At 36.3% G+C, this 12,645-nt stretch carries 10 protein-coding genes and 1 other annotated feature; of the genes, 7 read left to right on the top strand and 3 right to left on the bottom strand.

The window, feature by feature from the left end; genetic code table 11:
- Positions 1–32 precede the first annotated feature (32 nt).
- The gene (locus tag COL05_RS03885; RefSeq protein WP_098667662.1) at positions 33–1,307 is read left to right on the top strand and encodes an MFS transporter; all 1,275 of its coding nucleotides are present in this window, start codon (positions 33–35) and stop codon (positions 1,305–1,307) included.
- A gap of 44 nt (positions 1,308–1,351) precedes the next feature.
- Here COL05_RS03885 and COL05_RS03880 read toward each other — a convergent pair whose 3' ends face one another.
- Positions 1,352–2,335: a ketoacyl-ACP synthase III gene (locus tag COL05_RS03880; RefSeq protein WP_098667661.1), complete on the bottom strand. Its 984-nt coding sequence runs from the start codon at positions 2,333–2,335 to the stop codon at positions 1,352–1,354.
- A 181-nt stretch (positions 2,336–2,516) separates the two neighbouring features.
- Between COL05_RS03880 and COL05_RS03875 the strand changes: the two genes are divergently transcribed.
- The gene (locus tag COL05_RS03875; protein WP_142337341.1) at positions 2,517–3,071 is read left to right on the top strand and encodes a cobalamin biosynthesis protein CbiN; all 555 of its coding nucleotides are present in this window, start codon (positions 2,517–2,519) and stop codon (positions 3,069–3,071) included.
- A 483-nt stretch (positions 3,072–3,554) separates the two neighbouring features.
- A complete protein-coding gene (hflX, locus tag COL05_RS03870; protein ID WP_098667659.1) occupies positions 3,555–4,814 on the top strand; it encodes a GTPase HflX in 1,260 nt (419 codons plus the stop codon).
- 40 nt (positions 4,815–4,854) lie between these two features.
- Here hflX and COL05_RS03865 read toward each other — a convergent pair whose 3' ends face one another.
- Positions 4,855–6,495, bottom strand: a complete 1,641-nt coding sequence (locus tag COL05_RS03865) for a peptide ABC transporter substrate-binding protein (protein WP_098667658.1) — start codon at positions 6,493–6,495, stop codon at positions 4,855–4,857.
- A gap of 222 nt (positions 6,496–6,717) precedes the next feature.
- Between COL05_RS03865 and COL05_RS03860 the strand changes: the two genes are divergently transcribed.
- The 4 genes from COL05_RS03860 to COL05_RS03845 all read left to right on the top strand — a co-directional run bounded on the left by COL05_RS03860 (position 6,718) and on the right by COL05_RS03845 (position 10,355).
- Positions 6,718–7,929 carry an MFS transporter gene (locus COL05_RS03860; RefSeq protein WP_098667657.1) on the top strand — a complete coding sequence of 404 codons (1,212 nt, stop codon included), beginning with the start codon at positions 6,718–6,720 and terminating at the stop codon, positions 7,927–7,929.
- A gap of 10 nt (positions 7,930–7,939) precedes the next feature.
- The gene (cysK, locus tag COL05_RS03855) at positions 7,940–8,857 is read left to right on the top strand and encodes a cysteine synthase A (protein WP_098667656.1); all 918 of its coding nucleotides are present in this window, start codon (positions 7,940–7,942) and stop codon (positions 8,855–8,857) included.
- A 79-nt stretch (positions 8,858–8,936) separates the two neighbouring features.
- Entirely contained in the window at positions 8,937–9,449 is a 513-nt protein-coding gene (locus tag COL05_RS03850) for a GNAT family N-acetyltransferase (protein WP_098667655.1), read from the top strand.
- Between the two features lie 81 nt (positions 9,450–9,530).
- Positions 9,531–10,355 (top strand): DUF4037 domain-containing protein, encoded by an 825-nt coding sequence (locus tag COL05_RS03845; protein ID WP_098667654.1) that lies wholly within the window; start codon positions 9,531–9,533, stop codon positions 10,353–10,355.
- 39 nt (positions 10,356–10,394) lie between these two features.
- Here the strand turns inward: COL05_RS03845 and COL05_RS03840 are convergent, their stop codons facing one another.
- On the bottom strand, positions 10,395–12,029 hold the full coding sequence (locus tag COL05_RS03840) for a putative polysaccharide biosynthesis protein (protein WP_098667653.1): 1,635 nt from the start codon (positions 12,027–12,029) through the stop codon (positions 10,395–10,397).
- A 220-nt stretch (positions 12,030–12,249) separates the two neighbouring features.
- Positions 12,250–12,472, top strand: a binding site (T-box leader).
- The last annotated feature ends 173 nt before the right edge of the window (positions 12,473–12,645 follow it).

The raw sequence follows: 12,645 nt of genomic DNA, 5'->3' as shown, positions 1-12,645 counted from the left end.
TTAAAGTTTCACTTTATAGAGAGGGTGAGGAAATGATTGATACAGCCGATGTTTCAATAAGTAATCGTATGTATACAGAAGAAGAACAAAAAAAATTATATAAACGAACGTTACTAATCGTAAGCATTTCACAAATGTTCGGCGGAGCTGGGTTGGCTGCTGGGATTACAGTAGGTGCACTTCTTGCGCAGCAAATGCTTGGGACAGATGCATATGCAGGATTACCGGCAGCTATGTTTACGATGGGATCTGCGGTAGCAGCTTTCTTTGTTGGGAAGTTATCGCAAAAGTATGGTCGCCGCGTAGGGCTTGCAGGAGGTTTTATAGTAGGCGGGTTAGGGGCTATTGGAGTTGTGATGGCAGCTTTAACAAATAGTATTATTCTTTTACTAGTTTCTTTACTTATATATGGCGCGGGCACAGCTACAAATTTACAAGCGCGTTATGCTGGAACGGATTTAGCGAATAAGAAGCAAAGAGCAACCGCTATTAGTATTACGATGGTAATGACGACTTTTGGTGCAGTCGCAGGTCCCAATTTAGTAGGTGTAATGGGAAGGTTTGCTCATTCAATTGGAATTCCTGAACTTGCTGGTCCGTTCATCTTATCAGCAGCGGCATTTATACTGGCGGGTCTTGTTTTATTTGTTATGCTTCGTCCAGATCCATTACTTATTGCTAATATGATAGAAACATATAAACAAGAGCATGCATATAAAGGGCAACCAATAACAGAAGAGGCAATAGAAAACAAGCGAGGTATTACTGTTGGAGCTATCGTAATGATACTTACTCAAATCGTGATGGTTGCAATTATGACAATGACGCCAGTTCACATGGGACACCACGGTCACGATTTAAGTGCAGTAGGTCTTGTAATTGGTTTTCATGTCGGTGCAATGTACCTTCCATCTCTCGTTACGGGAATGCTAATTGATAAAATTGGAAGAACTACGATGAGTATAGCTGGCGGAGTAATTTTACTAGCAGCAGGTGTCATAGCGGCGCTAGCGCCGAGTGATTCTTTAATACTATTAATCGTTGCTTTGTCTTTACTTGGGTTAGGATGGAACCTTGGTTTAATAAGTGGTACGGCTCAAATTGTTGATGCAACTATACCTTCCACACGTGCAAAAACACAAGGGAAAATAGATGTGTTTATTGCGTTAGCTGGAGCTTCAGGCGGAGCGATGTCAGGTATGGTAGTGGCGAATTCAAGTTATGCGGCATTGTCATTAGCCGGGGGCGTTTTAGCTTTCATGCTGATTCCTGTTGTGATATGGTCTCGAAAAGGAGAAAGAAGTTAAAGGGAGGTTCTAGTTATTGACTAGAACCTCTTTTTCATCCGTTTTTAACTCAAATCCCACTCCACAATAAGCCCTAAATGCGTAAGACCGCCTCCAAATCCGTACAGTAAAAGTTTGTCTCCATTATTTAATTTCCCTTCTTTTCTAGCTGAATTTAGAGCGATTGGAATAGAGACAGAAGATGTATTTCCCATATATTCCACGCTCGTTAATGTTTTTTGTATTGGAATTTGAGATTTTTCACAAATAGATTCAATCATTCGTAAGTTAGCGCTATGAGGAATGAACCAGTCTATATCATCCATTTTCATATTTGCAGTATGTAACAGTTCTTTTATACCTACTGGCACTGTGCGTGTTGCCCATTTATATACTTCTCTCCCATTTTGAACGATTTTTTCATTTGTTTGCAGTGGTATGCCATTCATAGTAGTAGATAAGTTTGTTCTGTATAGATGAATGCCACCGGTACCATTTGTTCCCATGTGAGCGGCAATAAAGCTTGGTTTGTTTTCATCTCTTTCTAATAAAATAGCACCAGCACCATCGCCGAATAAAATGCAGGTCGTTCTATCGGTGTAATCAGTAACTTTTGATAATGTCTCTGTCGCTACGACAAGTACTTTTTTATGTGATCCAGAAGTAATCAAGCTATTACCGACATGCAAGCCATATGTGAAACCAGCGCAAGTGGCATTTAAATCAAATGCCATTGTATGAGGTATGTTGAAGTATTGTTGGATTTGGCAAGCAACACTAGGGAAAACGTAATCAGCAGTAGTAGTAGCGACAATGATACAGTCGACATCTTCTAAGTTTTTCTTATATGTTGTACATAAATTTTCAATTGCTTGAATGGCTAAGTTTGAGGAGTATTCTTCTTCGCTAGCGATTCTTCTTTCCTTCATTCCTGTTCTTTGTACAATCCATTCATCATTCGTATCGATTATTTTTTCTAAATCATTATTAGATAATATTTGATTTGGAACATGAGTACCAATTGCAGTAATACGGGACTTAGAATTCATAGGAACAGCTCCTAACTTTATTTTTATAACCTGATACTAATATCAGGTTATAAAAATGTCAATAAAGACTTTTATTGTATTGAAGTGATAATGCTTAACTTATTATGAAGGAATTTGGCGAGTGTTGTAAAAATCATATACAAGAAGTTTTTAAAATTGATAATGAAGAGAGTTGAGCTCCTTGAAAAGGATTTTGTATATATTTTCTGTTGTCATTATTTGTAGCTTTATTCTTATTATTTTTTCAGAGAAATCTTATGCTTGTGATTGTATTAATGTATCAGCAGAAGATGCTTTTCAAAAAAACGATGTAGTGTTTAAGGGAAGAGTGATTGAGATTGGAAGGAAAGAAAGTGTTGGAATTGAAGTATTATTTGAAGTGAAGGGCATTTGGAAAGGGACAACATCTTCGCAAATTATTGTATATACAAATGGTGGTGATTGTGTGTTTCACTTTGTAGAGGGAGGAGAGTACTTAGTGTTTTCTTCTCAAAGAGGGGAAGAGAAACAATTATTCACACATAGTTGCAGTGGTACGAAAAAGCTAGATGAGGCAGGGGCGGACGAAGTGGCTTTAAGTCAAATTGCAAAAGAATCTGTTCCGACGAAGAAAGTCGATTTAAAAGGGAAGATGGTCAGTGGTTTCAGTTGGTGGAAAGTTGTTACCATTTCTATAGGCATGTTACTGATTGTAGCTCTTGTGATTTTTAATGTAAGAAGAATGCGCAAAAAATGACGATTAAAGTAAAAGTATAGAGAATTTCTTTCTGTTTCTATAGGTGGTTTCATCTTGTGAAAGCGAATTACTTATGCTACACTTTATGTAACTTAAAATGAACGGAGGGGCTTCCTTTGATCTTAATCAGATTACGTCTCAATACTTTGTGCCAATAATTGAATAGCGCTCAAAGGCTCTGTCTGTGTGCAGAGTGAATGGGATTGGTCTGCCTATTTTAAAGGAACCCTTTATTAAGCTTATATGTGAAAAAGAGGGAGGGACGAATACACCCTCTTTTTGTTTTGCCTTTATAAATAGAATGGGATCGTATAGGTGAACACTTATTGTGGATACGTATATGATCTTGGGACTTATTGACTATGAGATAGGATGAAAGTATCGCTTTCTCCTGTTTCTTTGGTGAACCCTGATCCGTTTACGAAAACACAGGCAGTGACCTGTGTTTTTTATTTTACGTAATCGAAATGGAGGAATAAATATATGGAAGAATTATTACAAAGAGCAGTTTTAGTTGGAGTAAATTTAGGTAATGAAGATGACTTTGTGTATTCGATGGAAGAGTTAACAAATCTTGCAGAAGCTTGTGATGTAGAGGTAATTGGGCAAGTGACGCAAAATTTACAACGAGTAAATCCGTCACATTATATTGGAAAAGGAAAGATTGAAGAAGTAGCAGCCTATGTAAATGAAGTAGGTGCGAATATGGTAATCTTTAATGACGAATTATCGCCTTCTCAAATTCGAAATTTAGAAGCAGATTTAGATTGTAAAGTAATTGACCGTACCATATTAATTTTAGACATTTTTGCGCAACGTGCGAAAACGAAAGAAGCGCAGTTGCAAGTAGAAGTAGCACACCTTCAATATATGATGCCACGTTTAATCGGTCTTCGTGAATCGTTAGGAAGACAGAGCGGCGGAGTTGGTACAAAAAATAAAGGTGTCGGTGAGAAAAAATTAGAGTTAGATCGTCGTAAAATTGAAGAACAGATTTCAGTTTTAAATAAAGACCTAGAAGCACTTGTTGCCCAGCGTCAAACGCAGCGAAAGCAACGTAAGAAAAATGAAGTACCTGTTGTAGCATTAGTAGGTTATACGAACGCAGGAAAGTCAACGACGATGAATGCGATGCTTGAGATTTACAATGGTACAGAAGAAAAACAAGTATTTGAAAAAGATATGTTATTCGCGACGTTAGAAACATCTGTGCGAAATATTGATTTGCCAGATAACAAATCATTCTTATTAACAGATACAGTTGGATTTGTAAGTAAATTACCGCATCATCTTGTGAAGGCGTTCCGTTCAACATTAGAAGAGGTAGCGGAAGCAGATTTACTTATTCACGTTGTCGATTACGCAAATCCAAATTACGAACAATTAATTGATATTACAAATGAAACGTTAAAGAAAATTGGAGTAGAAAATATCCCAACTATTTATGCTTATAACAAATCAGATATGGTAGATGTTGAAATTCCGAAAGTACAAGAAGACCGCGTTTATTTATCAGCGAAGAAACATGTTGGAATAAAAGAGCTTGTCGAAATGATTCGCTCACACATTTATAAAGAGTATACGAAGTGTGAAATGCTAATTCCGTATGATCAAGGGCAGGTAGTTTCTTATTTCAATACTCATGCGCACGTTTTATCTACGAGTTATGAAAACGAAGGTACGAAACTAGAAGTAGAATGTAAGACGAGTGATTACGAAAAGTATAAGCGTTTTGCGATTTAATAAAGAAGGCGATCCTAACATATGTTAGGATCGCCTTTTTTTATTCTGTAATAGAGGCCCACTTATAAGAATAAATTCCTGCAAATGGACGAATAACAACACCCTTTACTGTTGGACGCTCTAAATACACAAGACCTGATTGGAAGATTGGAGCAATGGCTGCATCATCTTCAAGTAAGATTTTCTCAGCATCTTGGAACGCTTTCCAACGTGCTGGTAAGTCAGTTACTAAAGTAGAGCTCGTTTTCTCAATTAATTCGTCGTATTTTTTGTTTGAGTAACTCATCTTATTAAACGGTCCGTCTGTGACGAACATATTTAAAAATGTTGTAGGATCAGGATAATCTGGACCCCAAGTAGAGAGTGAAATTTCAAAATCGCCATTTCCTTCACGATCTAAAAATGCTTTTACTGGAAGTGGTTGTAATGTGATTTTTAATCCAGGTAAGTTTTTCTCCAGTTCACCTTTTAAAAACTCGCTAATTTTTTTATCGTTAGATTCATCAGTTGTTATGATTGAAAGAGAAGCATTTTGTAAATTTGTTTCTTTTTTCGCAGTTTCCCATAGTGTTTTAGCTTCTTTCACGTTTGTTTCTACTTTTACATGACTTGTACTGCGAAAATCTTTATTGTCAGGTCCTTTTACGAATCCTTTTGGAACGAATGCATTTGCAGGTATAGAACCATTATTTAAAATCGTTGTTGCAATTCCTTGTTTATCAAAAGCAAGCGAAATCGCTTTTCGAGCATTTTTGTTTGCTAGTAAAGGATTCTTTTGACTAAATCGGAAAAACGTCACAGAAGGACGTTCCATTTTCTTTAAGCTCGGATCTTTTTGATATTTATCAACAAACTCAGAATTAATCGTAATTCGGTCTACTTGTTTACTTTCAAATAAATTAACGGCTGTTGAAGTATCTTTTACGATATTTACATTAATTTCATGTAACCTCACATTTTTATTATCCCAGTAGTTCGGGTTTTTTGTCATTTTATAACTTGTATCATGTTTCCATTCACTTAATTGGAACGGCCCGTTATAAACTACATTTGCAGCTTCAAGTCCGTAATTTTTCCCTTGTGATTCAACAACCTTTTGGTTTTGAGGATAAAATGTTGCGAATCCCATTAATCCTAAAAAGTATGGAACAGGGTGTTCTAACTGTACTTCAAGTGTTTTATCGTCAATTGCTTTTACACCAAACGAGTCAATTGGCAATTCTTTTTTATTTATTTTTTCTGCGTTTTTAATATCGAACATAATATGTGCGTATTCAGAAGCAGTTTCTGGATTTACGGCCCGTTTCCATGCATATTCAAAATCATGAGCAGTTACTGGATCGCCATTTGACCATTTTGAATCGTGTAATGTAAATGTATATGTTTTTCCGTCTTCGCTCAGTTTGTATGATTCAGCTGCTGCAGGAACAGGTTTATTGTCAGGACCAGGCATATATAATCCTTCCATTACGTTGTTTAATGCAGCGTAAGAAAACCCATCAGTTGCGATAGATGAATCAAGTGTAGAAATTTCCCCAGCTTCTACAATGTTTAATACTTGTTTTGAAGATTCTTTTTTCTTTTCTCCGGTAGTTGTTGCCTCTTGTTTTTGTCCACATGCTGTTAAAAATATAGATAATGTGATTGAGAGTGCAACGATTCCTTTTGTTTTTTTCTTCATATTTGTCAACCTTCCCTTCATCTCTGCCTTAGTATAAAAGAAAATATAGAAAATTTCCATAAATAAATCCGATAAAACGTATAGAAAAAATATATTATGTAAGAAGTGATATTTCTGGAAAAAGAAATGAAACCAGTATAGAATAGAAATGTTTCAAAAGTCAGAATTTATTACATCTACTGTAATAAATATCTATTTTGTACAGGAAGGAGAGATTCATATATGCAGGCAGTTTCAAAAAAAAATACAATAGAAACACCGACGATATATCGAATACTATTTGCGATTAGTTTCGGTCATTTTTTAAATGACTCGATGCAAGCAGTTGTGCCGGCATTGTTTCCTATTTTGGAAAAAACGATGAATTTATCCTATATGCAAGTAGGGTGGATTGCGTTTGCATTAAATATGACGTCATCGATTATGCAGCCGGTTTTTGGTATGTATTCGGATAAGAAGCCATCACCATTTTTATTACCTCTCGGTATGTTTTCAAGTATGCTTGGGATGATCGGACTTGCATTTGCACCGAACTTTATTATTGTCATTATTTCTGTTTTATTTATCGGATTAGGTTCCGCAGTCTTTCATCCAGAAGGGGCTCGAGTTGCTTATATGGCAGCCGGTGCAAAACGAGGTTTAGCACAAGCGATTTATCAAGTGGGAGGAAATACAGGGAATTCCCTAGCTCCTATTTTTACAGCTTTAATTTTCGTTCCGCTCGGCCAAATTGGTTCTTTAGGTTTTACAGCCTTTGCAGCGGTAGGAATTGTATTATTAATTTTCGTATCAAATTGGTATAGGAATGAATTAGCAACTGGTGCTGTGAGAAGAAAAAAGAGGGCTGCGCTTGAGGCGGAAAATGCGATTGTCAGCACACATATTAAATTTGTTATTTTACTTCTTGTTTTTCTTACTTTTGTACGATCTTGGTACGGTGCAGGTATCGGGAATTTTTATCAATTTTACTTAATTGAGCATTACGGTTTATCTATAAAAAATGCCCAGTATTTCGTATTCGCATTTATGATTGCTGGTGTATTAGGAACTTTCTTTGGTGGTCCACTAGCAGATCGATTTGGAAAGAAAACAATTATTGTATTTTCAATGCTAGGTTCAGCGCCACTTGCCTTGCTATTACCACATGTTTCGCTCGTGTGGGTCGTACCGTTATTTTTATGTATCGGTTTTATTAGTTCAAGTAGTTTTAGTGTAATTGTTGTTTATGCACAAGAGCTTGTTCCTGGAAAAGTAGGAATGGTATCTGGATTAATTGTAGGGCTTGCGTTTGGACTCGGCGCTTTAGGATCTGTAGTCCTTGGGAAATTGGCGGACATATATAGTCTACAATTCATTATGTTACTATGTAGTTGTCTACCATTAATTGGACTTACTTCTTGGTTATTACCAAGTGATAAGAAAACGATAGAATAGGGGATGCGCCATGAAATTATGTGAAAACGTAACAGAATTAATAGGAGATACACCTGTCGTCCGATTATCTAAATTTATTCCAGAACAAGCAGCAGATGTGTATGTAAAACTAGAAATGTTTAATCCATCACGCAGTGTGAAAGACCGTGCTGCCTATAATTTATTGCACGTTGCAGAAGAGAATGGTCTTATCAAACCAGGACATACCATTATTGAGCCGACAAGTGGTAATACAGGAATTGGTTTAGCGATGAACGCGGCTGCGAAAGGATATAAAGCGATTTTAATTATGCCGGACAATATGTCAAAAGAGCGTATAAATTTATTGAAAGCATACGGTGCAGAAGTAGTATTAACACCAGCAGAACAAAGAATGCCAGGAGCAATTGTGAAGGCGTTAGAACTGCAAAAGCAAATTCCGAATAGTTTTATTCCGCAGCAATTTGAAAATCCAGCAAACCCGAATATTCATCGTTATACAACTGCACTTGAAATTTATGAACAAATGGATGGCGAGCTTGATGCATTCGTAGCGACGGCTGGAACTGGTGGAACTATTACAGGGACTGGGGAAACTTTAAAAGAGAAAATACCAAACTTATATATTGCAGTAGTAGAACCGAAAGGATCTCCCGTTTTATCAGGCGGTGTTCCAGGTCCTCATAAATTAGTCGGAACAAGTCCAGGGTTTATCCCGAAAAACTTAAATACGGAAGTGTATAACGAAATTATTCAAATTGCAGACGAAGAGGCTTTAACGACGATGAGAAACTTAGCTAGACAAGAGGGATTGTTAGTTGGGCCATCTTCAGGCGCTTCTGTTTACGCAGCGATTATGATCGCAAAACGATTAGGCGCTGGTAAAAAAGTTTTATGTATTGCACCTGATACAGGTGAGCGGTATTTGAGTATGGGATTATTTGAATGAAAATGATAAAAACACCTTACTCGTGAAATTGTTACGAGTAAGGTGTTTGTTTTAGGTTGTAAAGAGGGGGAGAATAACAATGAAACTATTAAAACCAATACGTGAATATAGTGGAGAAATTATGGAATATAAACATGCGTTTTTACAATCAGGAGAACAACCACACGGCAGTAGTTCTTTACAAAATTTTGATTCTCTCGATGAATGGTTTGAAAAAGTGAGTATACAAGAAGTGGGAGAAAACTTAAAAGCTAATCGAGTACCATCTAGCCAATTTTTAAGTTTTGAACAAGGGGAACTTATAGGTTTTGTGAATATTAGACATCGATTAAACGAAGAATTATTGCGGGAAAGTGGTCATATTGGATATAGTGTACATCCGGATAAACGTCGCCGAGGTTACGCGACAAAACAATTGAAACTTGCATTGGGTGAAGCGCAAAAATTAGGATTGAAGAAAGTGTTAATAACTTGTGATAAATCGAATATCGGCTCTGCTAAAACGATTCAAAAGGTTGGCGGTGTGTTAGAAGATGAAGTAGTTTCTTCTCATACAAGTGAAATTGTTCAGCGTTATTGGGTGGAGATATGATTTAGTAGGAATTCGAAAAAGTAATATCGAAATAGATAAATAAAAAAGTAATGATGTACTGCAATTTTAGGGGGAAATAAAGTGGGATTAAAAGAGAAAGCAATAGAAATGTCGGAGATTTATAGGAGAAATCCAAAAGTAGAGGCTATTATTTTAGCGGGTTCAGTAGCTAGAAAGCTAGAAGATGAACATTCAGATATAGAACTACATATTTTATGGTCAATGCCACCAGAGGATGAAGATCGTAAAGGGCCTATTAACTATATTGGTGGAACAATTTTGTCATACCATCCTTACGAGGAAGAAGAATGGTCGGAAACATATTTGACGAAAGAAGGAATTAAATTAGAGATTAGTAACTTTTTAACAGAAACAGTAGAGAAAGTTATTGAGGATGTCGTGGTTCAATATGATATAAGTTATGAAAAACAATGTATCGTATCATCCGTTCATGATGGTGTTAGTTTGTATGGAGAAGAGAAAGTATATGAATTAAAAGGTAGAGTGGTAGCATATCCAGAAGACCTAGCGAAACGGATGATTTCAGAAAACCTTTGGTTAAGCAATCGCTGGCATAATCGAGAGGCGCTTTTAAAACGAAAAGACTGGCTTATGTTATATGATGTTATTTGTGAAGCACAAAGGAATATATTGGGGGTCTTATTTGGTTTGAATAAAATGTATGTACATCACCCAGCGTTTAAATGGATGCCATATAATGTGGAACGAATGAGTATTAAGCCTGAAAACTTATATGAGCGTATGGCGAATACATTAATAGGGAAACCGGAGTATAGTGTACAGGAGTTAGAAGTGTTAATTGAAGAACTATTCCATTTAGTAGAACAACATGATCCAGAATTACATATTGCCGAACAACAAAAACGTATGCAATATGCGAAGTAAAAAAGAAGGGATGTAACAATGCGTTACATCTCTTCTTTTTTATTTAATTAATTTACCTATTACGGGTAACCGTTGAATCTTATCACCGAGAATATGTGAAGCAAGTCCGCTCGTTAGGACGAATAAAAGGTAAACAATTCCTCCTATAGTGCCGCAAATAACAACAATGAGAAGTGATTCCATATAAGATTGTCCAGGAATTAACCATTTTAAAATTGCTTTTAATGCTATTACAACAGCAGACATCGCTGCGGAGTAAATCGTAATAAGAAATACTGTTTTTGCTGTTTCACCAATGTTAAATTTCGCAAACTTAACGATGCAGTACAACATGATAACATTGGAAACGAGGTATCCAAGAATGGTTCCAAGTACAGCACCGTGTCCGCCAAATAAATGTAAGAGCGGTGTATTTACTAAAACTTTAACGAGAATACCGAATGAGAAAGCGATCATCGTTTTTCTTTGATAATCGATTCCTTGTAAAATAGCTGCTGAAACTGTGAAAACCGCACTTAATATAGCAGAAGGTGCAAATGAAATTAAATATTGTGATCCCCCGAGTGCAATTTCAGGATTTACATAAACCGTACGGAATGCATCGTAAGCGATGCTAGCAAGACCGAATGCAGCGGGGATAGTGAAGAATAACAAGACTTGAAATATCTTTGCAATTTGTTCTTGTAATTCTTCTAGTTTTCCGCTTGTATAAGATTTCGTTATAGCCGGAATGATCGTTAATGAGAATCCAGTAGCAAGTGAAGCTGGAATCATAATTAACTTTTGGGCGTAGTTCGTTATATAAGCGAACACTGCATTCGCTGTTTCTAAAGGCTCTCCCATCGCTCTAAGGACATCAGCTACAGTATATTGATCTACTAACGTATAGAGCGGTATTGCGATACCGACAAATACAATTGGGATAGCATATCGAAGTAATTCTATATAAATATTTTTTAATGGGATATTCGATGCCCTTGACTTTAATTCTCCTTCGGGAGGTTTTAATCGGTTATATTTTTTCCAGTACATCATTAAAATAGAGACGCTGGCAAGTGCCCCGATAACAGCACCAAACGTAGCAACTGCAACAGAAGAAGCTACGGAACCCCCTAATAGTTTTGAGACGATGAAACTACCAACTAAAATGAAAACAACGCGTGCAATTTGTTCTACGACTTGAGAAACAGCACTTGGTTTCATATGTTGAAATCCTTGGAAATAACCACGTGTAACGCTCATTGCTGGTACGATAATAAGTGCGAAACTTAATGCTCGCATCGTAAGTGTTACGTCAGAGATAAATTGTGGATCTGGCGTTTTCGAGCGAATAATAAATTGTGATATGTATGGTGCTCCAATAAATAAAACTAAAAACCCTAAAAAGCCCATAAACAGCATTAATTTTACGCTAGAGTTGTATAATTTTTTGCTTGTACTATAATCACCAAGCGCATTATGCTTTGCAACAAATTTGGAAACGGCAATAGGAATACCGGCAGTTGAAAAGCTTAATAAAATACCGTACCAAGAGTATGCATATCCATATAAAGCGACCCCTTGTGTTCCGACTAATAGTTGAAAAGGGAAAAAGTATATAAAACCTAATATACGTGAGATCATTGTCGCACCGCTTAATAAAGCAGTTCCTTTTAAAACTTTTGAAGTAGACAAAATTCTTTCCTCCTACTCGTGCTGTCTTGCGTTCATCGTATACTACTATAAACCTGTTAGAGAAGTTAATATAGTATGGAACATAAATATTCTAATATTATTCATTTAAAAGTCATATTTTACATTTTTAAATAGAATGTAATACGTAAAAATTCAAAATATAAGTTGACACTATTTTTAATGTGTGATAAAAATGATAGTAATCAATTCGGAAAATAATATTTGGGCAATGAAAGGGTATAGTAGTGAATATCTCCCTATTTCAGAGAGCTGATGGTTGGTGTGAATCAGTATATAGATTATTCATGAAGTTCGTCCTGGAGCATCTTTCATAAATCTCATATTTTGAGGAAATGAAAGACGGTAGTTTATACCGTTATCAAATAAAGTGGTGAAGATTGTTTCACAACTAGGGTGGTACCGCGATATTTATCGTCCCTACGTATTTACGTAGGGACGTTTTTTATTTAGGTCTTACTTTGTTGTGGCTTCATAACTAGGGTGGTACCGCGATATTTTATCGTCCCTACGTATTTGCGTAGGGGCGTTTTTTATTTAGGTCTTACTTTTGTTGTATCTTCATAACTAGGGTGGTACCGCGATATTTTTATCGTCC

It is taken from the genome of Bacillus sp. AFS059628, assembly GCF_002571225.1.
In the GTDB taxonomy this organism is placed as follows: Bacteria; Bacillota; Bacilli; order Bacillales; family Bacillaceae_G; genus Bacillus_A.
This window is presented reverse-complemented; position numbering and strand designations above follow the sequence as displayed.